This window comes from Pseudocitrobacter cyperus, from assembly GCF_039889165.1.
GTDB lineage: Bacteria > Pseudomonadota > Gammaproteobacteria > Enterobacterales > Enterobacteriaceae > Pseudocitrobacter > Pseudocitrobacter cyperus.
The window spans coordinates 95,868-121,034 of the sequence record NZ_JAYMYY010000009.1 but is presented as its reverse complement, the minus strand read 5'-3'; the positions used below and the strand labels follow the sequence as shown (position 1 = coordinate 121,034).

The window sequence follows — 25,167 nt, the reverse complement described above, 5'->3', positions numbered from 1 at the left end:
GCATCGACTCTTTTTTCAGGGCGGAACCTCATGGAGCATTGGCGAGTATCACCCTGGCATCTTGGTGGTCTGGTGACCCTCTTTTGCCTGGGGTCTGGCCTCTGTCGCGCAGAGCAGACAAGTGCAGACGACAACGGTACGGATTACGAGTTCGATAACAGTTTTATTGTTGGCAGCCAGCAACAAGCCAGTATGAAGCGTTTTGACGCCCTGGCCTTTAAGCCGGGAGTGTACTCTGTTGACGTCTATACCAATGAAAGCTGGAAAGGACGATATGACGTTGACGTCAAGCGTAGCGCCGATGGGAAGCCAATAATTTGCTACAGCGCAGAGATGCTCAGAAACTTTGGTCTCTCACCTGAGAAACTCAGTGCAGCGAATAGCAATGATGAAAAATTCTGCGGCACCCTGTCACAGTGGAACAGCGAACCTGCGCTGAAAGATACCTTCAGCGCCTCTGCCCTGCGCCTTGATTTTAGCGTCCCTCAGGGCTTAATGGACGCCAGCAGTAACGGCTATATCCCGCCGCAATTTTGGGATGAAGGGATCACTGCGCTGAATATTGGTTATATGGCCAACTACTTTAATGTCATCAAATCTGACGACAACGATGCCGGGGCAAGCGCCTATCTGGGTGTTAACGCGGGGTTTTCAACGCAGGGTTGGCTGCTGCGGCACTCGGGGAACTATACCTGGGACGAAAACAGTAATGAAAACAAATGGAACAGTAATCAGACCTATTTACAGCGCCCCATTGCGGCCATGAAATCGATTCTGACGATGGGGCAATTTAGTACCAACGGGACTTTTTTCGATGCAATCAGCCTGCTCGGTCTGGATTTGCATACGGATGATCTTATGTACCCGGACAATATGCGCAGCTACGCGCCCGTGGTCAACGGCGTCGCGCAAACCAACGCCCTGGTGACGGTGCGTCAGGATGGCAACATTATCTATCAAACCACGGTAACGCCCGGCCCGTTCAGCCTGACGGATGTCTATCCATCAGGCACAGGGAACGATCTTGTCGTGACCTTACAGGAAGCTGACGGGCGTACATCAACCTGGTCGATACCTTACGATTCGGTCGTGCAGTTATTGCATCCGGACATGAGCCTGTACGGTATCGCCGTTGGACAGGTTGATGAGGATGGTCTGCACGATAAACCCACCGTGGGTCAGGGGAGCCTTCAGTACGGGTTGAATAACACCTTCACCCTTTACTCTGCCGTGACGGGGTTTAACGATTATCAGGCAGGGCAAATCGGTACAGGTATCAATACCGGAATTGGCGCTCTGGGGCTGGATGTCACTCAGGCCAAAACCAAACTGCCCAGCGGTTCCCATTCCGGGCAGGAGTACCGCGCCACATTCAGCCGCATGTTTGGCGCGTCGCAGACCAGTATGAACATCCAGGGTTGGTTCAACAGCTCTGATAGCTACTACTCTCTGCACGATGCGTTATATGCCCGTGACGATGAATTACGCGGTCAGACGAGTACCAACATTCGGCAAAAAAACGGTATCAGCGTCTCAATAAACCAGCAATTGCCTGAGTCGTGGGGGTCGCTCTACCTGAATGGCTCGATCACCCGTTACTGGCACTACTCCGGTAAAGAAGAGCAGTATTCTGTTGGGTACAGCAATAACTGGGGGCGCCTGAGCTGGTCACTGGCTTTTCAGCGCAGCTATTCTAACGAGAACGAGACGGATGACGACAACGGCACCACCTCTTCCCGACGTAAAAAAGAGGATCTGGTCTACCTGAGCTTCAGCTATCCGCTCTTTCAGGGAGAAGAGAGCTCAGCGACCCTCTCCTCAAACACGCAATTTAAAGACTCCTCTTTTGACCGTAGCCAGCTTGGCGTGAACGGTTCAATCGGCCAGGATCACGCCCTGACATGGGGCGTCAACGCCAACACGGATAAAGATGGCAACTACACCACCGGCGTCAACGGCGGCTACATTTCCCCCTGGAGCGCCCTTTCAGGGAGCTACAGCTACGGACGCAGTTACCAGCAGGCATCAGCCTCTGCTGAAGGGTCGGTTGTTGTCCATTCCGGCGGCGTAACGCTCACGCCAGAATCAGGCTCAACCCTGGCGCTGGTAGAAGCGAAGGATGCCAAAGGGGCGGCGATTCTTGGCGCACCGACCTGGTTTGATAACCAGGGGTATGCTGTGCTTTCTTCGCTGCAACCTTACCGCGCAAACACCATCGAAATCGACCCCAAAGGGGCGGATGAAGATGTTCAGTTCTCCAGCACAGAAGCCCGGGCGGTGCCGTATGAAGGCAGCGTCGTCAAAGTGGTCTTTAACACCCGCCGCGAAAAAACGCGCGTCTTTGTTGCCCGTCAGAGCAACGGGATGCCACTGCCCTTCGGTTCGGAAATCACCGATAACCGGGGAACATCACTCGGCTTTGTCGGCCAGGGCAGCACGCTGTACATCACCGGGGAAAACGTGAAAAACGCCTGGGTTCGCTGGGACGGAGGGCAGTGCCAGGTCGTACTGCCAGCGAGTGGCTCACAACAACTGAGGTGCTTATGATGCTTCGCAGAAAGTGGTGGTTAGTGGCCACGCTGTTCACCAGCGGCGTGGCTAATGCCAGTTGTATTCTGGGATCGGACGCAATCTCATCCCCCCTTTATATGGATATGGGGCGCGTGATGGTGCAACCGCAAACCCCACCAGGTACCGTGATTGCCAGCCGTAGCTGGCCGCTACGTGATAAAAGTTTACAGCTTCAGTGTAACGGTTCGCAAAACCTGGAAGCGAAAGTCATTGCCAGCGGCAGCCGTGAAACTGGCAATCATATCTGGTCGACCAACGTCCCGGGGATCGGCCTGCGTTTTACGCTACAGCGCCAGGCGCAGCAGGTCAGCTATCCGGGCAAGATCACGGTCGGAGGGGGAAGCAAAAGCGATGTGTCACTGAACGATTTTACCTTTAAATTAGACGTCATCAAGACCGCCAACCTCGTCGGGAGCGGAGCGGTCGCCGCAGGGCAATACACCACGTTTGGCAACGGCAAAGCGTCGTTAATCAATACCTGGCTGCGTGATAATTCGCTGATCATCGTTTCGCCCTCGTGCCGCATTTCAAACAATGCCAACTTCCGTGTGAATCTCGGCTCAATCCCTCTCGCCGCTCTGAAAGGTAAAGGGACGGGCGCTGGAGGACGCAATTTTGCGATTCGTATGCAGTGCGCGGGTAACGTCAGCGTTGCCGGTACGCGGCTCAACATGACCTTCGATGGCAATATCCCGGATGGCGTTTCACCCGCGCTGGGCGTACTGCGTAATGAGAGCCGGAGTAAAACTGCCGCCGAGGGGATTGGCGTACAGATTATGGATGAAAATCGTCGCCCGGTTCCCTTCCGCCAGGCCAATCCGGTGGCGACGCTGAACAGCGCCGTCTCGCAGTTTATCGACTTACGCTATTTTGCCCGCTTCTATCAATATCAGGCCCGGGCACAGGCGGGCGATGTCTCCGGGCATATGGTTTTTAACGTCAGTTACGACTGACTTACTCTTCCGGCAGGCACTGCAAATGGCCGTGACGCACGCCGCGCTGGGCGATAACATCATCAGCAAAATGCTGTACATCGCCCATGTCGCCTTTGAGTACGGCGATCTCCAGACAGTCGTCGTGGTTGATGTGTACGTGCAGTGTGGCAACGGAGAGATCGTGATGATGATGTTGCGTCGAGACGATCCGGCTGGCCAGGTCGCGCTTCTCGTGTTCATAAACATACGAGAGCACAGCGAAGCCCTGCGTACCGTGTTCCTGCGTCGTTTCCTGCGCCAGCGCGCCGCGCAAAATATCGCGAATAGCCTCGGAGCGGTTGTTGTAACCCCGACGCTGGCTCAGGCTATCCAGCGTTTCCAGTAAATCGTCATCGAGAGTAATAGTGACTCGTTGCATCAATAATCAACCTTTTATGCGGCGCAATGGCGCACCGGGAATGCGGGTAATACCGCGTTTTGCAGTTCACGTCCGGCAGCAGAGGAAAAGGTTAATCTCTCACCCACTCTCTGTGTTTCGACAATTTGCCCGTTATCCATCACCATCACCCGCTGGCAAAAGCGTTCCACCAGGCGTAAATCATGGGTGATAAACAGGCAGGCGGTGCCGAACTGTTGTTGCAGCTTTTTCAGCAGACGGATAACGCCCGCCTGCAACACCAGGTCAAGGTTGGAAACCGCCTCATCAAGAATCAGTAACTTTGGCTCCACCACCAGCGCCCGAGCCAGGCAAACACGCTGCAACTGGCCCCCACTCAACTGCGGCGGGCGCTTGTGGAGAATACTATCGTCGAGATCCACCGCGGAGAGCATTTCGCGCGCGCGCGCCAGTTGCGCCGTTTTTTTCAACGACAACAGATGACGCATTGGCTCACGCAAAATCTCAGCCACGGTTTTACGCGGATTGACGGCGCTGATGGCGTCCTGAAACACCATTTGAATGTCGCGGCGGAAAGCCTTCTGCTGCGCCCGGTTAAGCTTAGCGAGCGGCTCCCCACGCCAGCAAACCAGACCCGTAGTCGGCTGTTCCAGGCCGACCAACAATCGCGCCAGCGTACTTTTCCCGCAGCCGCTGCGCCCAAGCAGCGCGACGGTTTCCCCACTTTGCAGCGCAAGTGACACCGTATTCAGTACGGCCCCGGCGTGCGGATAGTGGTGTGACAGACTGGAGACGTTAAGCAGGGTCATGATGCCAGCTCCAGGCCGTACAGGGCGAGATGCGCTGATACCAGATTGCGCGTCACCGTATGCTTCGGCGCGCTGAACAGCGTATCAACATCCCCCTGTTCGACAATATTACCGTTATCCATCACCGCCACATCGTCCGCCAGCCGCGCCACCACCCCCATATCGTGAGTCACCAGCAGCATCCCCGGCGCACGGCTTTGCATAATGCTCGCCAGCAAATCCAGAATGCGCGCCTGCGCCACCACATCGAGATCGGTGGTCGGTTCATCCGCGATGATAAACGGCGCGTCGCACAGTACCGCCATCGCAATCATCATGCGCTGCAGCATGCCGCCGCTCATTTCGAATGGGTAAAGTTTGAGCACGCGCGGCGCGTTTTCCAGCCCTACGGCCGCTAACGCAGCGATAAGCGTGGCATCGTCTGCGGGTTTACCCAACGCCTGGCAGGTTTCCCGCGCGTGTGTCGCCATGGTATGCAGCGGGTTAAATGCGCTGCGTGGATTCTGCATAATGGTGGCGATTTTTATGCCGCGCAGGGCACAGGGTGAAACGACGTTACCATCGGCCAGAATCTCGCCTGACGTCTGATGAACGCCGGCGGGCAAAATGCCCAGCGCCGCCGCGCAGGTCAGGGATTTTCCGCTCCCGCTCCCGCCCACCAGCGCCAACACGCGCCCGCGTTTCAGGGTTAACGATACGCCGTGCACCAGCGGCTGCGCCGCCTGTAGCGCAATATTGTGCAATTCAATCTGTTGCGGCATCAGTGTGCGTGCTCCGTCACCAGATGAGGGTCGAGGTGATCGCGCAGGGCATCACCCACCAGATTAAAGGCCATGACGCTGATAAACAGCGCCAGCCCCGGCCAGAACATTTGCAGCGGCTGAGTCCAGATATACTGGCGCGCGTCGTTAATCATCACGCCCCATTCGGCGGTCGGCGCAGTCACACCGAGGCCAAGGAATGACATCCCTGCGACGTGCAGCATCATATGGCCGATATCCAGCGTCGCCAGCACCAGCAGCGACGGGATCACCGCCCCCGCCAGATGGTCGATAAACACGCGAATATTCCCGGCACCGGAAAGCCTGGATGCCAGAACAAATTCTCGCTGACGTAAAGAGATCACCAGGCTACGTACCATGCGCGCGTACCACGCCCAGTGTGACAGGGCGATGGCGATAATCACGTTGGTCAGCCCGGTACCCAGCACGCCGACCATAAAGAACGAAAGAATGGAGGTCGGGAAAGTCATAAACATATCCGCGACGCGCATGGTGGCCTGGTCAACGCGCCCGCCAATCAGCCCGGCGCTGCCGCCGACAATCAGCCCCAGCGCCAGTACCAACAGCAAACAAGCCATTACCGAGCCCAGCGATACGCGGGTCGCCGCCAGCAGCCGCGAAAAAATATCGCGCCCTAAATGATCGGTGCCCAGCCAGTGCTGCGCGCCGGGCGACAGCAGGCGCGCTGATAAATCAATCGCCTGCGGATCCCAGGGCAGCCACCACTGGCTGGTGAGCGCAATCAGGGCCAGCAGAATAATAATGATCAACGCCAGACGCACAGACCAGCGTGAAGAGCGGAAAAAGTTCACGAGTGCGCTCCTTCATGGCGGCGAATACGCGGATCAAGCGCGGCATTCAGCAAATCGACAATCAGATTACAGACCACAAACACCACCACCATCATCAGCGTGAAACACTGGATGACAGGGTAGTCGCGGTTAAAAATCGCCGAAACGGCATAACGCCCAACGCCCGGCCAGGCAAAGATATTTTCAATAATCATCGTCCCGCCAATCAATTCGCCAATGTGCATCCCTACGGCGGTTATCATCGGCAGTGAAGCGTTGCGCAGAATATGGCGACGTTCGGTCTGTTTGTCGTTCAGGCCACGTAGCCGTGCCCAGGTGACGTGGCGCTGCCCCGCCACTTCCAGCATGCTGGCGCGCAGCAGACGGGCGTTGATCGCCAGCGACATAAAGGCTATGGAGACCGCAGGCAGGATGATGTGCTGCCAGCCGCCGTAGCCCATCGCAGGGAGCCAGCGCAGGTAAACAGAGAAGAACATCACCAGCAGAAATGCGAGCCAGAAGTTCGGCATCGACACACCGAGGAAAGCGATAAAACGCACGGCGAAATCCGGCAGACGATCCCGGTGCCGCGCCGCCCAGATACCCAGCGGCACGGATGTCAGCAATATCAGCACCAGCGCCGCGCCAGCCAGTTCCAGCGTCGCGGGCAGGAAGTTGAGCATGTCGTCCAGCACCGGTCGCTGAGTGGCGAAGGATACGCCAAAATCAAGATGCAGCGCCTTCCAAAGCCAGGTGCCATACTGCACAAAAAGCGGCTGGTCGAGCCCCAGCATCACGCGGGTGGAAGCCACCATTTCCGGCGTCGGCGGCAGGTTCGAGAGGCGCAGATAGTCGAGCGCCGGGTCGCCAGTGCCGAGGCGCAGCATCAGGAAGATAATCACCGATGCGGCGAACACCATCGGGATCAGCAACAATACGCGGCGGAGTACATAACGCAGCATCAGGGTTTCACCGGTTTAATCTGCTCAAAAGGAATATCGCTGGCAACTGCCGCATAAGGGATGACACCCAGTTCAGGCTTCGCCACTACCATCATCGAAACGTAACTGATAGGCAGATAAACCGCATCGTTGTGTAAACGCGTCAGAATATCGCGGTAAAGCGCCTGACGCTTCGTCTCATCCGTGGTTTCCAGTACCTCACCAATCTCTTTATCAATCAGTGGCTTGTCGGCTAAACCTTGCTGCGCCTGGAAATCAGCATGCGACGGTACGCGCATCGAGCTTAGAAACGCATGGGGATCGTAAGGCGCGCCCCAGGTGCGGTTGAAGATCATGCCGAAGCGGCCATCGCGCTGACGCGCGTAGATGCTGCTCTCTTCTTCGCCAATTAATGCGACATCAACGCCAATCTGGCGCATATCCGCCTGAATAATTTCCGCCATTGATTTACTCAGGGCATCGGTGCCGATAAACGACAGTTCAATACGCAGCGGCTGGCCATTTTTCTCGCGGATATCTTTTCCGGCAGGCAAGATCCAGCCCGCGTTCTCCAGTAAACTTTTCGCCTGTTGCGGATCGTACTGGCGCGGTTTCAGGTGGATATTGGCGTAAGGTACGCTGGGGGCAAATAGCGTATCCGCCTCTTGCTGCGTGCCGTACAGCACGTTGTCGATGAGGGATTTTTTATTGACCGCATGATTGAGCGCCTCACGCACGGCCAGTTCGTTGGTGGGCGCTTTTGCGGAGTTAAGAGCCAGCATCACCGTTTCAATTGGCTGTGAAAGCTGAGTGCGATACGCCGGGTTATGGCTGAAACGCTCAAAAGTATCGAGTGGCAACAGCCCTTCGTTCCCATACAGCAGGTCGATATCGCCCGTTTCGAAGGCCACTGCCCGCGTCGTCGGATCGGGGATCACTTTGACGGTAATCTGCCGCACCTGCGGTTTCTCACCCCAGTAATTTTCATTGCGCACCAGCACGTCATATTGATTCAGTTTCGATTCTTTCAGCACCCACGGCCCGGTGCCGACAGGCGCTTTAATACCGTGCATCGTTTCGTTACCTTTAAATTGCGATGGCGCGATAAAGCGGAACGGACGCGGTAGGGCCAGCTCTTGCAGGAAAGGGTAATAGGCACTTTTTAGGGTGATTTGCAGCTCGGTTTTATTCAGCGCTTTCACATCGACTATCTGATTGACCAGCTCCAGCCAGGCGTGACGCTGACGGTTATCAAGCACCGCACGAAAGTTTTCCGCTGCCGCCTGCGCATCAAACGCTTCTCCATTGGAAAATTTCACATCGTCGCGCAGGGTAAAAGTCCAGGTTTTCCCGTCTTTCGAGCTCGCCCAGCTTTTCGCAAGCCAGGGCTTCACCGTGCCATCCGCCTGATACTTCACCAGCGGTTCATAGACCATACTCTGGGCGAACATCTGATTTGGCGTGTAAAGATGAGGGTTTAACGGCCCGACGTTAACCGGCCAGGCGGTGGTGATTTCATCTGGCGCAGCGGCGTGTGCGAAAAACGAGGCACAGGTCAGCAGCGCAATAAGCGTGCGACGAAGAATGGACAAAACGATGACCTTCAGTAAAAAGGAGTACGACTCAGTGGGTATGATGATTTTAAAGATTCATCATACGTTTTAGCTGTGCTGGATCAATTTATGCGCCGAATTGGCTGAAGGGTTCAATATTGTGTCGCGATTGTCGCAGGCATAAAAAAGCGGAGCCCCTTGCAGGCTCCGCTCGCTCTCTTTCTTACCGCTCAATCACCACCAGCGGTTCAATATCGCTCTCTTTCTTAATCACCAGCGATGTATCACCACGCAGGCAGGTGCCGCCGTAGTTACCGCCGACGGTAAAGGTGCACACCTGAATATATTTACCGGCCACGTTGGGTAGACACCACAGTTGCTGGTAGATATTTTTCCGGTCGACAAACTTGCCGCTGGTCTGGTCGAGAAGCTGATCGTGACCACTCACCAGGTCGATATTGCTGCCGCAGCGCCCGGAGATAGGTTTCACCGCATAGCCCGTTTTCGCCAGCGCGTCGGTCACTTCAAAATCCGTATCAAGCAGATAGGGATGGTTGGGGAACAGCGACCACAATACCGGCAGGATCGCTTTATTGCCTGGCACCACTGTCCATAAAGGCTCAAAGACCATGACTTCCGGGCGTAACAATACGTCAATCAGGCGTACTTCACCGTCCGGGCTGCCGGTGCGAATCGGTACGGCGGCATATTCCGCATCGCTGACTTCACGCACCTGCTCAATGGCGGTTTCCCATGCCCAGGTTTTCCACACGCAGTTAACCAGCCGACCGTCACCGTCGATCAACTGCCCGGCGCTATCCCAGTGCAGTTCATCAAGGCCATGGAGAATTTTACATTCAAACCCTGCCTGGGTAATCGCACGCTGCATAAACTGCGCGTGATAATCCTCTTCCAGATCTTTGTCCTGCATGATGTGCACAAACGGGCGCGCCGAGCTGTGTTTCCACGCGCCGATCAGCTCACTCAGCAGTTCATCTGAAGGGTTATGCCCTTTGCCATCAAAGCCGGTTTTCAGCCACTGTTCGAGGATTAGTCCGCCTTCCGTGTGGCAAGAAGCGGAGTCGGCGTTGTATTCGTACACCTTCAGGCCGCGTTCATCCATACAGAAATCCATGCGCCCGGTGATCATGTCATGGCGGCGTCGTTGCCAGGAGAGGCGCAGACGCGGCCAGAGAATTTTTGGTATATCGAACAGCGCCAGCAGGTTGTCGTCACGCATCACTTTATCGGTGGCGTGCAGATACATCAGATGCATCTCATTGGTGGCTTTGATCAGCTCCTGCTCCGCACTTTCGGTCATGGTGAAGTAGTGATAGGGATCCTGGTTGATCACATGACCATTGGCGGCGACGTAAGCTTTTTGCAACGCATCCTGCTCGTTGAGCCATTTGCCCTCGAACTGGCCGCGATTTTCCAGTCGCGCATCCTGCAGGTTCAGTGCTTTGCCGGCAATCATCGGTTGCGGCAGGCTATATTCAGTATCAGCGGTCTGGATCATCCAGCCGAGGATCGTGGTGTCATCAAAGGTGTCGTGCAGGATATAGCAGCCGTCTTTCACTTCCAGCGTCAGTTCACGCGTCCACTGCTGGCCCGCAGGCAGCGGGGTGTGGACAACGTTCTGCTCCGCGATGCGGACTTTATTGCCGACAAGCTGAGTGACGACCGCAACATGCCCGGTCTCGTTAAATTCACCGCCCTTCTGCCAGATGAGTAATGACCCGGCTTTCGGCGCACGGCGAGAGCCGTTGGCGAAGGCCTGCAACGGCAGAATGTCATCATTCACTACCTGGCGCAGAAAACGCAGGGAGAAGATTTCATAGGCCATGCCGACGTCGGTGAAAACAAAACCGTAGGTGAGAAACAGAAAGCGGCGGGCGAACTCGACGCACTGCCATTTGTAGCCCATGTATTCGTTGTCGATATAACTTCGAAACGAGACATCATCCGCCTTCTCTTCCGGCTTCAGGCTACTGTAATTTGAAGAATAGATGGCGACGCCACCCGGTGCATACCCCAACAACGTACCAAACGGTGCGTCAAGACTCGTACAGCTCATGTGTCTTCCTCAGACATGCAGGCGGCGAGCGATAGCGTATGTGGTCGTCCCTGCACATTGTTATTTATCCAACAGGTGTCGGTTAATCATACACCTGTTGTGCGCGCTGTCACACAGTGCGGTCTGATACCCTCACCCCCCCCTCTCCCACAGGGAGAGGGCAGGGGTGAGGGTGATCATTTCCCCCATCAACTGCTACACTGCCTCAACACATCATCAAAAAGGCAGGCCAACATGTCAGACAATACCTATCAGCCTCCCAAAGTCTGGGAGTGGAAACAGAATAACGGCGGCGCATTCGCCAATATCAACCGCCCGGTTTCCGGCGCGACGCATGAGAAGGAATTGCCGGTTGGGCATCACCCGCTTCAGCTCTATTCGCTGGGCACACCGAACGGACAGAAAGTCACCATTATGCTCGAAGAGTTGTTAGCTCTGGGCGTGACGGGCGCGGAGTATGACGCATGGCTGATTCGCATTGGCGAAGGCGATCAGTTCTCCAGCGGCTTTGTTGAAGTAAACCCAAACTCAAAAATTCCGGCGCTGCGTGACCACTCCACCACACCGCCGACCCGCGTGTTTGAGTCCGGTAATATTCTGCTCTATCTGGCTGAGAAATTTGGTCATTTCCTGCCAAAAGATCCGGCAGGCCGCGTAGAAACCCTGAACTGGCTTTTCTGGCTACAGGGCGCTGCGCCGTTCCTTGGCGGCGGCTTTGGTCACTTCTATAACTATGCGCCGGTGAAAATTGAGTACGCTATCGACCGTTTCACCATGGAAGCCAAACGCCTGCTGGATGTGCTGGATAAACAACTGGCGCGAGGCCGCTATGTGGCGGGTGAAGAGTACACCATCGCCGATATGGCCATTTGGCCGTGGTTTGGCTGTGTGGTATTGGGCACCGTGTATGGCGCGGATGAGTTCCTGGATGCGAAGAGCTACAAAAATGTACAGCGCTGGGCGAAAGACATCGCTAATCGCCCGGCGGTTCAGCGCGGACGCATTGTTAACCGCACCAATGGCCCATTGAATGAACAGTTGCATGAGCGTCATGCCGCCAGTGATTTCGATACCAACACAGAAGATAAACGTCAGGCTTAACCGCCTGCAGCCGGGTGCCCTGCACCCGGTTTATCTGCCTTCAAGACGATAACCCGCCATAAAGTAGCGCACCGTGGTGCTCGATTCATGCTCTTTGAAGAAATCCATCACCATCTCTTTATCCAGCCCGTAGCGCCGCGTCAGGACGCCCGCTTCCCATGCGCTAAGCTGACGATCGCCTGTTTTCTCAAACATGCGATGGGAAAACCCCAATACAAAGCCGCGCTTATAATCAGAACAAAAATCCAATACCTGCTGTGCACTGTCGGCATAAGGGGCTTTCAGCCCAGCCATCAGGCCTTTACCAAAATGGTTATCCATCGCACATCCCTCAATCGTTATATACAAAATTATATAGCGACTTTTTGAGCGATATCCAGCGCTATTTGCGACCTTTACTTTCAGTGCAAATATTTCTCAAACCACGCCAACGTTCGCTGCCAGGCTAGCTCTGCTGCGGCCTTGTCGTAGCGCGGAGTGGAGTCGTTGTGGAAACCATGATTCACGCCCGGATAAATATAGGCTTCGTACACTTTTTTATGCGCCTTTAAGGCCTCTTCCATTGCCGGCCAGCCTTCGTTAATACGCGTATCCAGCGCCGCGTAATGCAGCAATAAAGGAGCATTGATTTTTTCCACATCCGCGACCGGGGCCTGACGCCCATAGAATGGCACCGCGCAAGCCAGTTCAGGGTAAGCGACCGCAGCCGCATTCGACACGCCGCCGCCGTAGCAAAAACCGGTGATCCCGACTTTGCCCGTCGCCTGCGGGTGCGCCTGCATAAACTCAATCGCGGCGAAGAAATCATTCATCAGTTTGGTCGGATCGACTTTTTGCTGTAACTCGCGCCCTTCATCATCGTTACCGGGATAACCGCCAACGGAAGAGAGGCCATCCGGCGCAAGGGCGATATAGCCCGCTTTCGCGACGCGTCGGGCAACATCCTCTATATACGGGTTAAGCCCGCGATTTTCATGCACCACCACCACCGCAGGCACCTTTCCGGCAGCTTTCGTCGGCGTGACCAGATAACCACGCACCTCGCCGTGGCCGTTGGGCGACGGGTAGCGAATATATTCCGGTTTGATATCCGGATCGGTGAACTCGACCTGTTCCGCCAGCGCGTAGTTGGGCTTGAGCAGATTAAACAGCGCCAGCGCAGTCATACCGCCGACGGCATACCGCCCTGCCAGTTGCAGAAACTCGCGTTTTGAAATTTTACCGTGCGCGTAATAGTCGTAGTAATCGAGCAACGCTTGCGGAAAGTCTTTGGCTGTCAGTCGGGTCATCGAGGGATCTCCATTAACAGGCATTAACTAAGAAAAGCACAAGACAGATTTATTGCCCATAAATCATCAGCATTGTGATCTCGCCAACGGGCTGGATGTGACAAAAACGTTAACCTAGAAACAGTGTTTCAAAAATCAAACAAGCAAGGAGACATTATGACCTGGTCCGCCAATCCTGCCCGTTACGAGCAGATGCAATATCGCTATTGCGGCAACAGCGGCCTGCAACTGCCCGCGCTGTCACTCGGGTTATGGCACAGTTTTGGTCATATCCAGACGCTCGATAGCCAGCGCGCGCTGCTGCGTAAGGCATTCGACTGCGGCATTACTCACCTCGACCTCGCCAATAACTACGGGCCGCCTCCGGGAAGCGCGGAAGAGAACTTTGGCCGCCTGCTGCGGGAAGATTTCGCCGCTTATCGTGATGAACTGATTATCTCAACCAAAGCCGGTTATGACATGTGGCCGGGGCCCTACGGCAAGGGAGGCTCGCGCAAATACCTGCTTGCCAGCCTCGATCAGAGCCTGAAACGAATGGGGCTGGATTACGTCGACATCTTCTATTCGCATCGCGTTGACGAAAATACGCCAATGGAGGAAACCGCGTCCGCACTGGCACAGGCCGTACAAAGCGGGAAGGCGCTTTATGTCGGTATCTCCTCCTACTCGCCGGAACGCACGCAGAAAATGGCCGAACTGCTGCGCGAGTGGAAAATTCCGCTGCTGATCCACCAACCCTCCTACAACCTGCTTAACCGTTGGGTGGACAAAAGCGGCCTGCTGAATACGCTGGAAGAGAACGGCGTCGGCTGTATTGCGTTTACCCCGCTGGCGCAGGGGTTGCTCACCGGTAAATACCTGAACGGTATTCCGGACGGTTCACGCATGCAGACTGAAGGGAAAAAGGCGCGTGGCCTGACGGAAAATATGCTGAGTGAGAGCAATCTCAACAGCCTGCGTCTACTCAACGAGATGGCGCAGAGCCGTGGTCAGAGCATGGCGCAGATGGCGCTAAGCTGGCTGCTGAAAGACAATCGTGTCACCTCGGTGCTGATTGGCGCAAGCCGACCAGAACAGATTGAGGAGAATGTGAAGGCGCTGGATAACCTGTCGTTTACGCCGGAAGAGCTGGCGCAGATTGACCAGCACGTCGCTGACGGGCAACTGAACCTGTGGCAGGCGTCGTCGGATAAATAACAAAATAGCCCGGTAGCGCGCTATCGCCTGCCGGGCAATCCCGTTACACCAGCCTGAACACCGATATCGCCGTTTTTAACTCGCCGGTATAACGCTGCTGCTGCTGCGCCACCTGAATAGTTTGGGCTACGTGCTGAATGTTCTCCTGCACGCTGGCATCGATACTGGCGATACTGCCCTTCATTTGAATCACGCTGGCGCGTTGTTGCTCGCTCATTGAAGAGAGGAGCTCGAGAACATCCTGTAGCCCGTCGATATGCGTAATGATCGCCTGCATGGTATCTCCGGCCTGCTCGACCTGTTCTGCCCCCTGGTGCGTACTTTTCACCGATGCGGCGATTAACTGCCGTATATCTTTCGCCGCTTCTTCGCAGCGCAATGCCAGCGAGCGAACTTCAGCGGCGACAACCGCAAATCCCCGGCCATGTTCACCCGCGCGCGCAGCTTCAACGGAAGCATTCAACGACAGGATATTGGTCTGGAAGGCGATGCTGTCTATTAACTCGAGGATACAGTCAATCTGCCGCGACTCATCGCGGATACGCATCATGGATGCGGTTGCCGCACGGATGCTGTCCCCGCCCTGTTGCGCGACGTCGCAAGCCTGCAATACGCGCTCTCGCGCTTCACTCGCTTTTTCGCTGGTGAGAGCCGCAGCACTTGCCAGTTGTTCCATTGCGCTGGCAGCGACGGCCAGTGAATTTGCCTGGCTGTCGGTACGTTCCGACAGCGCGGTATTTCGCTGCAATATGGCTTGTGATGCCTCCAGCAACTGGCCAACACTGTAGCTCACCTGCTCTAAGGTAGCGCGCATCGCGCCGAGCGTGCGGCTAAAGGTGCGGGCAAAAGGTGAATGACTCACCTTCGTTTCCCGCGCCAGCGTCAGGCTTCCCGGCTCACGATTAATCACCGCCGCCAGTTTCGCCACTTCGCTGGCGGAAACCGCATCCTGCGCCATACGCACCGCCAGCACCACCAGGAAGAGCGTCTGCGCGACCACAAACAGGCCGTGCATCACCACCATATGCAAACCGGTATGGGTAAAAATAACGATGTGATACAGGTTATTTTCCTGTAAATAATTAAAGACCAAATGATGAACAGCGATAACCGCAGCGCCCATCACCAGCGGACGCCAGTCGCGCCAGGCCAGTAATGCCGACAACAGAACAAATACCGAGAAATGATATTCTGTTTCGCCCTCGCCAAGCTGGATAAGTAATGCAGAAAATGCCATCAGGATAAACGCAAATGTCAGGCGAGAAATTAATCTACCACGAAAAAAAAATGTGATTAATGTCGCCAGAATCGCTAATGGCGTGGCAAAAAAGAGGGGCAGTAACGCATTGCCGGACGCCCATCCCAGAACCAGCGAGATCCCCCAAAGCAGCCAGACCAGCGCCAGCATCTGGCCGTCAGCCCGTTGACGAATAGCCAGGACGGTGATGGTTTCACGCGGCGATACACCGGAAGATGAAGCGTCTGATTTATCCATATTTTCCCGCACTGTACAGGTTGTCTTATTAATATTATTGAGCGCCATAGATAAGCGTAGAGAGTTTATTAATCATTACCAGCGGAAGGAAAGAATATATTCTTTACGGTCGTTTTATGACTCATTAAAAAAGAAACAAATTTAATTTAAAGCAGCGAAAAATAATTATGTAGCGGGGAATATTTATTAGGGGAGAGGAGTTAGGGGGGATGTGCGGTGTTTCCCCCCCTCACCCTAACCCTCTCCCTCAAGGGAGAGGGAACCGACAGTGCCAGGGTTCAGGTGAATGCGGTTTTCACCCTCTCCCTAAGGGAGAGGGCCGGGGTGAGGGTTTTACTTCGTCCCTGCGTGTTCTTCCCCTACCAGGCCAATCTTCAGATAACCGGCCTGATGCAGGGTGTCCATCACCTTCATCATCGTTTCATAGTCGACGGTTTTATCGGCGCGGAAGAAGATAGTCGTGTCTTTCTTCCCTTCCGTCAGCGTGTTCAACGCGTTAACCATGTTCTCATCGGTAATGGGATCATTACCCAGAAACATCGACTTATCCGCTTTTACCGACAGGTAGACCGGTTTTTCCGGGCGCGGCTGCGGTTGGCTGGAAGACGCTGGCAAATTAACCTTCACATCTACCGTCGCCAGAGGGGCTGCGACCATGAAGATAATCAGCAGAACCAACATAACGTCGATAAACGGCGTCACGTTGATTTCATGCATTTCGCCGTTATCGTCCAGATTTTCATTAAGACGCATTGCCATGGGGCATCAACCTACTCGTAATTTCTGTGCGGTACGTACCGGCAGGGTCACACCGCTGGCATTAAGATCCAGGTCACGGCTTTGCAGCAGCAGAACCTGCGCCGCAACGTCGCTGAGATTCGCTTTATAACTGCCGATCAGGCGAGCGAAGACGTTATAGATAACAACCGCCGGAATCGCGGCGAACAGGCCAATCGCAGTCGCCAGCAGGGCTTCAGCGATACCCGGCGCAACAACGGCCAGGTTGGTGGTTTGCGTCTGAGCGATACCGATGAAGCTGTTCATGATCCCCCACACGGTACCAAACAGGCCGACAAACGGGGAAATCGCGCCGATGGTCGCAAGGTAGCCCGTACCACGGCTCAGATTACGGCTGACGAACGCCACGCGACGTTCCAGACGGAAACCGGTACGTTCTTTAATGCCTTCATTATCTTCGGAACCCGCAGAGAGCTCGCGCTCATCCTGCGCTTCATGAATCAGTTGGGTGCTTAAACTTTTATCATGGAAAGCAGCGGCGATTTCGTGCGCCTGATCGATAGAGCGGGCTTCCGCTAACAGCGCCTGTTCGCGTTTGAGGCGACGCTTCCGGGAGAACAACTCTGCGCTCTTGCTGAAAAAGATAGCCCAGGTGACTACGGATGCCAGAATCAGACCAATCATAACCACTTTAACAACGATGTCGGCATGATGATACATGCCCCAAACGGAGAGATCCGCCTGCATCAAATTATTACCCACTCTGTATCTCCAGGACATATTTCACAAAATCTGAGCATAATAATATCAAAACGACGTCGAATTGATAGTAGTTCTCATTAGTATTTGCATACTGGCTTAAATCATACTTATTTTCCTTGCGCTTACGCAGTAAAAAAGTCACCTCCGCGCTTTTTGATAAAATTTTCTGCTTTATGTCAGAGCAGCGGGTACATCTTTCAACAATCGTGCTAGTTTAGACGTCCAGACGTATAAAAATAGGCAGGATAAAAATGGCAGATAAGCACCTGGATACCGCGCTGGTCAACGCCGGGCGGAGTAAAAAGTACACGCAGGGTTCGGTTAACAGCGTCATTCAGCGCGCCTCTTCGCTGGTTTTCGACACCGTTGAAGCGAAAAAACATGCCACCCGCAATCGTGCAAAAGGCGAGCTTTTCTATGGGCGTCGCGGCACACTGACGCACTTCTCGCTACAGGAAGCCATGTGTGAACTGGAAGGCGGTGCGGGTTGCGCCCTCTTTCCCTGCGGCGCGGCGGCCGTCGCCAATACGATTCTGGCATTTGTCGAACAGGGCGACCATGTGTTGATGACCAATACCGCCTATGAGCCGAGCCAGGATTTTTGCACGAAAATTCTCGGCAAACTCGGCGTGACGACCACCTGGTTTGATCCACTGATCGGCCGCGACATCGCAAGCCTTATTCAGCCCAACACCAGGGTCGTGTTCCTGGAATCTCCCGGCTCGATCACCATGGAAGTGCACGATGTTCCGGCAATTGTCGCCGCCGTGCGTAACGTCGCCCCGGATGCGATTATCATGATTGATAACACCTGGGCCGCTGGCGTCCTGTTCAGGGCGCTCGATTTCGGCATTGATATCTCAATTCAGGCAGGCACTAAATATCTGATTGGCCACTCTGACGCGATGGTCGGCACCGCTGTTTCTAATGAACGCTGCTGGGCGCAACTGCGCGAAAATGCCTATCTGATGGGCCAGATGCTGGATGCGGACACGGCATATATGACCAGCCGCGGCCTGCGCACGCTTGGTGTACGCTTACGCCAGCACCACGAAAGCAGCGTAAAAATTGCTCAATGGCTGGCACAGCATCCGCAGGTTGCCCGCGTCAACCATCCTGCGCTGCCGGGCAGCAAAGGCCACGAATACTGGAAACGAGATTTTACAGGCAGCAGCGGCCTCTTCTCATTCGTGCTGAAAAAACGGCTTACCGATGCTGAACTTTCCGCATATCTCGACAACTTCTCCCTGTTCAGCATGGCCTATTCGTGGGGCGGCTTTGAGTCGTTGATATTGCCCAACCAACCCGAGCAGTTAGCCGAGATCCGCCCCGGCGGCGAAGTCGACTTTACCGGCACACTGATTCGCTTACATGTCGGTTTAGAAAACATTGACGATCTTATTCAGGATTTAGCAGCAGGTTTTGCGCGTATTGTGTAAAATGACCACAGGCCCGGCGACGTTTCTCGTCGGGCTGTCTGGTTAGCAATGTTCCTGAAGTGGGCCCCGCGCAAAGCCTCGCCGCGCTTCATGATTTTGAGAACAGTCTGCCTGCCGAATTGCCCGAACATCCCGGCGTAAACCCATACCGCCCAGGTTGTTCTTATTCCTGAACAGCCACCCATGCGTTGTTGCGTGGGGGATCAAAGAGTTTCAGGCAATTCGGGAGTACAATACACAAAAATGCTGTTCCACAGGAAAGTCCATGGTCGTCATTCAAGATATTGTCGCCGCGCTCTGGCAGCATGACTTTGCCGCGCTGGCGAATCCTCACGTTGTGGGGGTGGTTTATCTGGTCATGTTTGCCACGCTGTTTTTAGAAAACGGTCTGCTTCCGGCCTCCTTCCTGCCGGGCGATAGCCTGTTGTTGCTTGCGGGCGCACTCATCGCCAAAGGGGTGATGGGGTTTGTGCCGACGGTGATTATTCTAACGACGGCCGCGAGCCTCGGCTGCTGGCTGAGCTACATTCAGGGGCGTTGGCTGGGCAACACGCGCACGGTGAAAGGCTGGCTTGCGCAACTGCCTGAAAAATATCACCAGCGCGCCACCTGCATGTTTGACCGCCATGGTCTGCTGGCGTTGCTTGCCGGGCGTTTTCTGGCGTTTGTGCGCACACTGCTGCCAACAATGGCCGGTATTTCCGGGCTGTCGAATCGTCGCTTCCAGTTCTTCAACTGGCTGAGCGCGCTGCTGTGGGTAGGTGTGGTGACAAGCCTCGGTTACGCCATCAGCATGATCCCGTTCGTAAAACGCCACGAAGATCAGGTGATGACCTTCCTGATGATCCTGCCTATTTTCCTGCTGGTGGCCGGGCTACTCGGTACGCTGGTGGTAGTGATTAAGAAGAAATATTGCAGCGCCTGAAGGCGCTGCTCTTGCCTAAACGATTTGAATGGCGCGTAATCGCGCCGCATCCTCTCCCGGTGTAATGCCGAAATAACGTTTAAACTCCCGGCTAAACTGCGATGCGCTTTCATAGCCCACCTGCATCGCCGCGGCGCTGGCCTTCAGTCCATCATGCACCATCATCATTCGCGCCTTGTGCAGACGATACGTTTTCAGGTACTGCAGGGGCGAGGTGCTGGTCACTGATTTAAAATTGTGGTGAAAGGCGGATAAACTCATATTGGCCTCAGCGGCCAGTTGGTCAACGCTAAGCGCTTCGGTGTACTGACTCTCAATACGTTTTAATACGCGGCTTATCTGGCTGAAGTGCGTCTGGCGGCTAACCAACGCCAGCAACGCTCCGCCGCGCGGCCCGGTTAAGACATAAAAGAGCATTTCACGGATGATCTGTTTGCCCAAAATGCGCGCTTCCAGCGGACGCTCCATCACATCCAGCAGGCGCTCCGCGGCACAGAGAATTTCATCCGAGAGCGTCGCGGAGTTAATGCCGCTTGCCGCCATTGATGGCTGAAAAAGCTCATCCTCACCGATATCCATAAGCAGTTCCTGAAGCTGCAAAATATCAACATCCAGACGCAATCCAGCCAGCGGGGCGGCTTCAGTGGCAAAGGTCTCACATTCAAACGGCAACGGTACCGTCAGCAACAAATACTCATTGGCATCGTAACGGAAGGTGCGTTCATTGATATAGCCAATTTTATAGCCAGAAAAGAGAAATATAATCCCAGGGCGATACATTACCGGCGTGCGGGCGGCAGGCTGCGTACCGTAGATAAGTTGAATGTCCGGCACCCATGCGCTAATATTTTGTTCGTTATTTTTCAATAATTTAATTTTATCCGTCAGCAGTGCGCAAATCTCGTCCCGGTTCATTTCCCCTCTCTCCAGCCAGATTAATTAAGGATTACATTGTTCACCTGTTTGCAGCTTTTCTCCAGCACTATGGAGAAATGGGCAAGACATTAACAGAAATGTGCATTGAGAGGAGGGCTTCTGAAGACCACAATAGTCGTCATCCGGTAGCAATCTATCGCTACCCTCTTTTCTATCCTCCGATGAAGGAAACGAGCCATGTTTAATTTTGATCTGCATACCCCGACCCGCATTCTGTTCGGTAAAGGCGTGATTAAAGATCTGCGCGAACAAATCCCTGCTGATGCCCGCGTGCTGGTGACCTACGGCGGCGGCAGCGTGAAGAAAACCGGCGTGCTGGACCAGGTGCTGACAGCGCTGGAAGGTCTGGACGTTCGCGAGTTTGGCGGTATTGAACCTAACCCGTCTTACGAAACCTTGATGAACGCGGTAAAAATTGCCCGCGACGAGAAAATCACCTTCCTGCTGGCCGTTGGCGGCGGTTCCGTTCTGGATGGCACCAAATTCATCGCGGCAGCGGCGCATTACGATGCCTCTATCGATCCGTGGGAAATTCTGGAAACTTACGGTAACAACGTGAAGAGCGCGATTCCGATGGGTTCCGTTCTGACGCTTCCGGCTACCGGTTCTGAATCCAATAAAGGTGCAGTGGTTTCCCGTAAAACCACCGGTGATAAACGCGCCTTTATGTCGCCGCATGTACAACCGGTGTTCGCTATTCTGGATCCGGTTTACACCTACACGCTGCCGCCGCGTCAGGTAGCCAACGGCGTGGTGGATGCCTTTGTGCATACCGTCGAACAATACGTTACCTATCCGGTGGATGGCAAAATTCAGGATCGCTTCGCGGAAGGTATTCTGCTGACGCTGGTGGAAGATGGCCCGAAAGCGCTGAAAGAACCAGAAAACTACGATATTCGCGCCAATATCATGTGGGCTGCCACGCAGGCGCTGAACGGCCTGATCGGCGCAGGCGTACCGCAGGACTGGGCGACCCATATGCTGGGCCATGAACTGACTGCGATGCACGGCCTTGATCACGCCCAGACGCTGGCTATCGTGCTGCCTGCCCTGTGGAATGAAAAACGCGATACCAAACGCGCTAAATTGCTGCAATATGCGGAACGCGTATGGAATATCACCGACGGTTCTGACGATGCGCGAATCGACGCCGCCATTGCCGCTACCCGCAATTTCTTCGAGCAAATGGGCGTGCCGACGCACCTGTCAGACTACGGTCTGGACGGAAGCTCCATCCCGGCGCTGCTGAAAAAACTTGAAGAGCACGGTATGACCGCTCTGGGCGAAAACCAGGACATCACCCTCGACGTCAGCCGTCGCATCTACGAAGCGGCACGTTAATCCCCCCCAAAGCCAGACCTAAGTATTTAGCGTCTGGCTTTCGTTTTTGCATATTTCGACCAGAATTGATCTTACAAATCTTATCGGGCTTCCGTGACGATAAGCCATAGAGAGAAAAGGAGAAATGCATGACACATCCAACCGTAATCAAGCTCCAGGACGGCAACGTAATGCCGCAACTGGGTCTCGGCGTGTGGAAAGCAAGCAACGAGGAGGTTGTTACCGCGATTCATAAAGCGCTGGAGGTCGGCTATCGCTCAATTGATACCGCTGCGGCCTATAAGAACGAAGATGGCGTGGGCAAGGCGCTGCAAACCGCAGGCGTACCGCGCGAAGATCTGTTTATCACCAGCAAATTGTGGAACGACGATCAAAAGCGCCCGGCCGAAGCCCTGCAGGAGAGCCTTGAAAAGCTGCAACTGGACTATCTCGATCTCTATCTGATGCACTGGCCTGTGCCGGCAATCGACCACTACGTCGATGCGTGGAAGGGAATGATTGAGCTGCAAAAGCAGGGGCTGGTAAAAAGCATCGGCGTCTGCAACTTCCAGGTGAACCATCTGCAACGCATTATTGATGAAACGGGCGTCGCACCGGTCATCAACCAGATTGAACTGCACCCATTAATGCAGCAGCGTCAGCTACATGCATGGAACGCGACGCACAAAATTCAAACTGAATCCTGGAGCCCGCTGGCGCAGGGTGGTGAAGGCGTTTTCGACCAGAAAATTATTCGCACACTGGCGGATAAATATGGCAAAACCCCGGCGCAAATCGTCATTCGCTGGCACCTGGACAACGGCCTGGTGGTGATCCCGAAATCCGTCACGCCGGCGCGTATTGCGGCTAACTTTGACGTTTGGGATTTCCGTCTCGATAAAGACGAACTGGGCGAAATTGCCAAACTGGATCAGGGGAAACGCTTAGGGCCTGACCCGGATCAATTCGGCGGATAACATTTGCCACCTGATGCGCCAGGGCGCATCAGGTGGCATGCAGTTCAGCAAGCGTGAACGCGCGACAACTTACTCCTTGTCGCCCAGCAGTACAGACTCCAGCGCAATCTTAATCATGTCGTTGAACGTGGTCTGACGTTCAGCGGCCGTGGTTTGCTCGTGGGTACGGATGTGGTCAGACACGGTGCAGATGGTCAGCGCTTTCGCGCCAAATTCTGCCGCTACGCCGTAGATACCTGCCGCTTCCATCTCAATGCCCAGGATGCCGTATTTTTCCATCACGTCGAACATCTGCGGATCCGGCGTATAGAACAGGTCTGCGGAGAAGATGTTACCGACGCGCGCATCAACGCCCAGCGCTTTCGCGGCGTCCACGGCATTACGTACCATGTCGAAATCAGCAATCGCCGCAAAGTCATGATCTTTAAAGCGCAGACGGTTCACTTTAGAGTCGGTGCATGCGCCCATACCAATAACCACGTCACGCAGTTTTACATCCGGGCGCACCGCGCCGCAGGAACCCACGCGAATGATTTTCTTCACGCCGAAATCAGTGATCAGCTCTTTGGTGTAGATGGAGCAGGACGGGATACCCATACCGTGACCCATTACAGAGATTTTACGGCCCTTGTAGGTACCGGTGAAACCCAGCATGCCGCGAACGTTGTTTACTTCACGGACATCTTCGAGGAAAGTTTCAGCAATGTGCTTCGCACGCAGCGGGTCGCCTGGCATCAAAACTACGTCAGCGAAATCGCCCATTTCTGCGTTAATGTGTGGGGTAGCCATCGTTTTATCCTTATCAATTTATTTTCACCCTCTCCCTGTGGGAGAGGGCTGGGGTGAGGGCATCAGGCCGCACCTTTATCAGAACATGGCTTTGCCATATTCCATATCGGAAGTACCAAAGTATTTCGCCAGCGTCTGACCGATATCCGCAAACGTTTCGCGGTGGCCAAGCGAGCCTGGTTTCACTTTCGGGCCATAAACCAGAACCGGAATGTGTTCACGAGTATGGTCGGTGCCCGTCCAGCTTGGGTCACAGCCGTGGTCAGCGGTCAGGATCAGAATGTCATCCTCACCGACCAGTTCCATGAGCTCAGGCAAACGGCGGTCAAACAGCTCCAGACCCGCAGCATAGCCGGCGATATCGCGACGGTGCCCCCAGGATGAGTCGAAATCAACGAAGTTGGTGAAGACAATGGTCTTATCGCCCGCTTCTTTCATCTCTTTGATGGTCGCGTCAAACAACGCGTCCAGCCCGGTGGCTTTCACTTTTTTGGTGATGCCGCAGTTGGCGTAGATATCCGCGATTTTACCGACGGAAACTACGTGCCCGTCTTTCTCATCAACCAGCTTCTGCAACACGGTCGGCGCTGGCGGTTCAACAGCCAGGTCGTGACGGTTGCCTGTACGCTGGAAGTTACCCGCTTTGTCGCCAATAAACGGACGCGCAATCACGCGGCCAATGTTGTATCCGCCTTCGGTCAGTTCTTCACGGGCAATTTCACACAGTTCATAAAGTTTATCCAGACCAAAAGTCTCTTCGTGGCAGGCAATCTGGAACACGGAGTCGGCAGAGGTGTAGAAAATCGGCTTGCCGGTTTTCATGTGCTCTTCACCCAGTTGATCCAAAATCACGGTGCCGGAAGAGTGGCAGTTACCGAGATAACCCGGCAGGTTCGCACGTTTAACCAGTTTATCCAGCAGTTCCTGTGGGAAGCTATTTTCGTGGTCGCTGAAATAACCCCAGTCAAACAGAACCGGTACGCCTGCAATTTCCCAGTGACCAGACGGCGTATCTTTACCGGAAGAGAGTTCGTGCGCCCACGCATAGGCTCCCACGACTTCCGCATTGCCATCCATACCGGCTGCAATTTTACCGGTAGAGCCTTCATGCGCTTTAACCAGCCCCAGACGGGTCAGGTTCGGTAAATTCAGCGGGCCCTTACGGCCATTGTCCGCCTCGCCTTTGGCGCAGGCTTCTGCAATGTGGCCCATCGTATCTGCGCCGACATCACCAAAGCGATCGGCGTCTTCAGTTGCGCCGATACCAAAGGAGTCCAGCACCATAATAAATGCACGTTTCATCTTGTTCTCCATACATCTTGCGCTGCAAAAAAGCGATCAGA

Annotated in this window: 23 protein-coding genes; 8 read left to right on the top strand and 15 right to left on the bottom strand. The window is 54.7% G+C overall.

Annotated elements, in window-relative coordinates; translation table 11 throughout:
* Nucleotides 1–30: 30 nt before the first annotated feature.
* Nucleotides 31–2,547: a fimbria/pilus outer membrane usher protein gene (locus tag VSR74_RS21085; protein ID WP_347796512.1), complete on the top strand. Its 2,517-nt coding sequence runs from the start codon at nt 31–33 to the stop codon at nt 2,545–2,547.
* On the top strand, nt 2,544–3,524 hold the full coding sequence (locus tag VSR74_RS21080) for a fimbrial protein (RefSeq protein WP_347796511.1): 981 nt from the start codon (nt 2,544–2,546) through the stop codon (nt 3,522–3,524). The genes VSR74_RS21085 and VSR74_RS21080 overlap by 4 nt, the downstream gene beginning before the upstream one ends.
* A gap of 1 nt (nt 3,525) precedes the next feature.
* Here the strand turns inward: VSR74_RS21080 and nikR are convergent, their stop codons facing one another.
* The 7 genes from nikR to gss form a co-directional block, all read right to left on the bottom strand.
* Nucleotides 3,526–3,924, bottom strand: coding sequence for a nickel-responsive transcriptional regulator NikR (gene nikR / locus VSR74_RS21075; protein WP_347796510.1), 399 nt, complete (start codon nt 3,922–3,924; stop codon nt 3,526–3,528).
* Between the two features lie 14 nt (nt 3,925–3,938).
* On the bottom strand, nt 3,939–4,712 hold the full coding sequence (gene nikE / locus VSR74_RS21070) for a nickel import ATP-binding protein NikE (protein ID WP_347796509.1): 774 nt from the start codon (nt 4,710–4,712) through the stop codon (nt 3,939–3,941).
* Nucleotides 4,709–5,473: a nickel import ATP-binding protein NikD gene (gene nikD, locus VSR74_RS21065; protein WP_347796508.1), complete on the bottom strand. Its 765-nt coding sequence runs from the start codon at nt 5,471–5,473 to the stop codon at nt 4,709–4,711. The genes nikE and nikD overlap by 4 nt, the downstream gene beginning before the upstream one ends.
* Nucleotides 5,473–6,306, bottom strand: coding sequence for a nickel ABC transporter permease subunit NikC (gene nikC / locus VSR74_RS21060; protein ID WP_347796507.1), 834 nt, complete (start codon nt 6,304–6,306; stop codon nt 5,473–5,475). The genes nikD and nikC overlap by 1 nt, the downstream gene beginning before the upstream one ends.
* A complete protein-coding gene (gene nikB, locus VSR74_RS21055) occupies nt 6,303–7,247 on the bottom strand; it encodes a nickel ABC transporter permease subunit NikB (RefSeq protein WP_347796506.1) in 945 nt (314 codons plus the stop codon). Before nikB ends, nikC begins: the two co-directional genes overlap by 4 nt.
* Complete coding sequence (gene nikA / locus VSR74_RS21050; RefSeq protein WP_347796534.1) at nt 7,247–8,824, bottom strand: nickel ABC transporter substrate-binding protein; 1,578 nt, start codon at nt 8,822–8,824, stop codon at nt 7,247–7,249. Before nikA ends, nikB begins: the two co-directional genes overlap by 1 nt.
* A 178-nt stretch (nt 8,825–9,002) precedes the next feature.
* Nucleotides 9,003–10,856, bottom strand: coding sequence for a bifunctional glutathionylspermidine amidase/synthase (gss, locus tag VSR74_RS21045; RefSeq protein ID WP_347796505.1), 1,854 nt, complete (start codon nt 10,854–10,856; stop codon nt 9,003–9,005).
* A 234-nt stretch (nt 10,857–11,090) separates the two neighbouring features.
* On the opposite strand from gss, the gene yghU reads away from it, so the two are divergent.
* The gene (gene yghU, locus VSR74_RS21040) at nt 11,091–11,957 is read left to right on the top strand and encodes a glutathione-dependent disulfide-bond oxidoreductase (protein ID WP_347796504.1); all 867 of its coding nucleotides are present in this window, start codon (nt 11,091–11,093) and stop codon (nt 11,955–11,957) included.
* 30 nt (nt 11,958–11,987) lie between these two features.
* On the opposite strand, the gene VSR74_RS21035 is transcribed toward yghU, so the two are convergent.
* Together VSR74_RS21035 and yghX are read right to left on the bottom strand one after the other, a co-directional pair.
* Nucleotides 11,988–12,278: a DUF2623 family protein gene (locus VSR74_RS21035; protein ID WP_347796503.1), complete on the bottom strand. Its 291-nt coding sequence runs from the start codon at nt 12,276–12,278 to the stop codon at nt 11,988–11,990.
* A gap of 80 nt (nt 12,279–12,358) precedes the next feature.
* On the bottom strand, nt 12,359–13,246 hold the full coding sequence (gene yghX, locus VSR74_RS21030; RefSeq protein ID WP_347796502.1) for a YghX family hydrolase: 888 nt from the start codon (nt 13,244–13,246) through the stop codon (nt 12,359–12,361).
* A 156-nt stretch (nt 13,247–13,402) separates the two neighbouring features.
* Between yghX and VSR74_RS21025 the strand changes: the two genes are divergently transcribed.
* A complete protein-coding gene (locus VSR74_RS21025; RefSeq protein WP_347796501.1) occupies nt 13,403–14,443 on the top strand; it encodes an aldo/keto reductase in 1,041 nt (346 codons plus the stop codon).
* A gap of 43 nt (nt 14,444–14,486) precedes the next feature.
* Here the strand turns inward: VSR74_RS21025 and VSR74_RS21020 are convergent, their stop codons facing one another.
* The 3 genes from VSR74_RS21020 to exbB all read right to left on the bottom strand — a co-directional run bounded on the left by VSR74_RS21020 (nt 14,487) and on the right by exbB (nt 17,438).
* Complete coding sequence (locus tag VSR74_RS21020) at nt 14,487–15,938, bottom strand: methyl-accepting chemotaxis protein (protein WP_347796500.1); 1,452 nt, start codon at nt 15,936–15,938, stop codon at nt 14,487–14,489.
* Nucleotides 15,939–16,271: 333 nt separating this feature from the next.
* Complete coding sequence (exbD, locus tag VSR74_RS21015) at nt 16,272–16,697, bottom strand: TonB system transport protein ExbD (protein WP_347796499.1); 426 nt, start codon at nt 16,695–16,697, stop codon at nt 16,272–16,274.
* A 6-nt stretch (nt 16,698–16,703) separates the two neighbouring features.
* The gene (gene exbB, locus VSR74_RS21010; protein ID WP_347796498.1) at nt 16,704–17,438 is read right to left on the bottom strand and encodes a tol-pal system-associated acyl-CoA thioesterase; all 735 of its coding nucleotides are present in this window, start codon (nt 17,436–17,438) and stop codon (nt 16,704–16,706) included.
* A 251-nt stretch (nt 17,439–17,689) separates the two neighbouring features.
* Here exbB and metC point away from each other — a divergent pair, with 251 nt between their 5' ends.
* Both metC and yghB read left to right on the top strand, forming a co-directional pair.
* A complete protein-coding gene (metC, locus tag VSR74_RS21005; RefSeq protein WP_347796497.1) occupies nt 17,690–18,877 on the top strand; it encodes a cystathionine beta-lyase in 1,188 nt (395 codons plus the stop codon).
* A gap of 265 nt (nt 18,878–19,142) precedes the next feature.
* A complete protein-coding gene (yghB, locus tag VSR74_RS21000; protein ID WP_108475120.1) occupies nt 19,143–19,802 on the top strand; it encodes a DedA family general envelope maintenance protein YghB in 660 nt (219 codons plus the stop codon).
* 15 nt (nt 19,803–19,817) lie between these two features.
* Here the strand turns inward: yghB and VSR74_RS20995 are convergent, their stop codons facing one another.
* Complete coding sequence (locus tag VSR74_RS20995) at nt 19,818–20,717, bottom strand: AraC family transcriptional regulator (protein WP_347796496.1); 900 nt, start codon at nt 20,715–20,717, stop codon at nt 19,818–19,820.
* Between the two features lie 198 nt (nt 20,718–20,915).
* Between VSR74_RS20995 and yqhD the strand changes: the two genes are divergently transcribed.
* Together yqhD and dkgA are read left to right on the top strand one after the other, a co-directional pair.
* Nucleotides 20,916–22,079: an alcohol dehydrogenase gene (yqhD, locus tag VSR74_RS20990; protein ID WP_347796495.1), complete on the top strand. Its 1,164-nt coding sequence runs from the start codon at nt 20,916–20,918 to the stop codon at nt 22,077–22,079.
* Nucleotides 22,080–22,207: 128 nt separating this feature from the next.
* A complete protein-coding gene (dkgA, locus tag VSR74_RS20985) occupies nt 22,208–23,035 on the top strand; it encodes a 2,5-didehydrogluconate reductase DkgA (protein ID WP_347796494.1) in 828 nt (275 codons plus the stop codon).
* A gap of 69 nt (nt 23,036–23,104) precedes the next feature.
* Here the strand turns inward: dkgA and deoD are convergent, their stop codons facing one another.
* Entirely contained in the window at nt 23,105–23,824 is a 720-nt protein-coding gene (deoD, locus tag VSR74_RS20980) for a purine-nucleoside phosphorylase (protein WP_347796493.1), read from the bottom strand.
* A 78-nt stretch (nt 23,825–23,902) separates the two neighbouring features.
* Entirely contained in the window at nt 23,903–25,126 is a 1,224-nt protein-coding gene (gene deoB / locus VSR74_RS20975) for a phosphopentomutase (RefSeq protein WP_347796492.1), read from the bottom strand.
* Between the last annotated feature and the right edge of the window lie 41 nt (nt 25,127–25,167).

What these genes read in the sequence shown, in the direction of transcription:
- dkgA (WP_347796494.1), top strand. Translation starts at nt 22,208, where the DNA reads ATGACACATCCAACCGTAATCAAGCTCCAGGACGGCAACGTAATGCCG.
- yghU (WP_347796504.1), top strand. Translation starts at nt 11,091, where the DNA reads ATGTCAGACAATACCTATCAGCCTCCCAAAGTCTGGGAGTGGAAACAG.
- yqhD (WP_347796495.1), top strand. Translation starts at nt 20,916, where the DNA reads ATGTTTAATTTTGATCTGCATACCCCGACCCGCATTCTGTTCGGTAAA.
- yghX (WP_347796502.1), bottom strand. Translation starts at nt 13,246, where the DNA reads ATGACCCGACTGACAGCCAAAGACTTTCCGCAAGCGTTGCTCGATTAC.
- nikE (WP_347796509.1), bottom strand. Translation starts at nt 4,712, where the DNA reads ATGACCCTGCTTAACGTCTCCAGTCTGTCACACCACTATCCGCACGCC.
- yghB (WP_108475120.1), top strand. Translation starts at nt 19,143, where the DNA reads ATGGTCGTCATTCAAGATATTGTCGCCGCGCTCTGGCAGCATGACTTT.
- VSR74_RS21020 (WP_347796500.1), bottom strand. Translation starts at nt 15,938, where the DNA reads ATGGATAAATCAGACGCTTCATCTTCCGGTGTATCGCCGCGTGAAACC.
- VSR74_RS21085 (WP_347796512.1), top strand. Translation starts at nt 31, where the DNA reads ATGGAGCATTGGCGAGTATCACCCTGGCATCTTGGTGGTCTGGTGACC.
- VSR74_RS21025 (WP_347796501.1), top strand. Translation starts at nt 13,403, where the DNA reads ATGACCTGGTCCGCCAATCCTGCCCGTTACGAGCAGATGCAATATCGC.
- nikB (WP_347796506.1), bottom strand. Translation starts at nt 7,247, where the DNA reads ATGCTGCGTTATGTACTCCGCCGCGTATTGTTGCTGATCCCGATGGTG.
- VSR74_RS21035 (WP_347796503.1), bottom strand. Translation starts at nt 12,278, where the DNA reads ATGGATAACCATTTTGGTAAAGGCCTGATGGCTGGGCTGAAAGCCCCT.
- deoD (WP_347796493.1), bottom strand. Translation starts at nt 23,824, where the DNA reads ATGGCTACCCCACACATTAACGCAGAAATGGGCGATTTCGCTGACGTA.
- nikD (WP_347796508.1), bottom strand. Translation starts at nt 5,473, where the DNA reads ATGCCGCAACAGATTGAATTGCACAATATTGCGCTACAGGCGGCGCAG.
- VSR74_RS21080 (WP_347796511.1), top strand. Translation starts at nt 2,544, where the DNA reads ATGATGCTTCGCAGAAAGTGGTGGTTAGTGGCCACGCTGTTCACCAGC.
- exbD (WP_347796499.1), bottom strand. Translation starts at nt 16,697, where the DNA reads ATGGCAATGCGTCTTAATGAAAATCTGGACGATAACGGCGAAATGCAT.
- nikR (WP_347796510.1), bottom strand. Translation starts at nt 3,924, where the DNA reads ATGCAACGAGTCACTATTACTCTCGATGACGATTTACTGGAAACGCTG.
- deoB (WP_347796492.1), bottom strand. Translation starts at nt 25,126, where the DNA reads ATGAAACGTGCATTTATTATGGTGCTGGACTCCTTTGGTATCGGCGCA.
- VSR74_RS20995 (WP_347796496.1), bottom strand. Translation starts at nt 20,717, where the DNA reads ATGAACCGGGACGAGATTTGCGCACTGCTGACGGATAAAATTAAATTA.
- metC (WP_347796497.1), top strand. Translation starts at nt 17,690, where the DNA reads ATGGCAGATAAGCACCTGGATACCGCGCTGGTCAACGCCGGGCGGAGT.
- gss (WP_347796505.1), bottom strand. Translation starts at nt 10,856, where the DNA reads ATGAGCTGTACGAGTCTTGACGCACCGTTTGGTACGTTGTTGGGGTAT.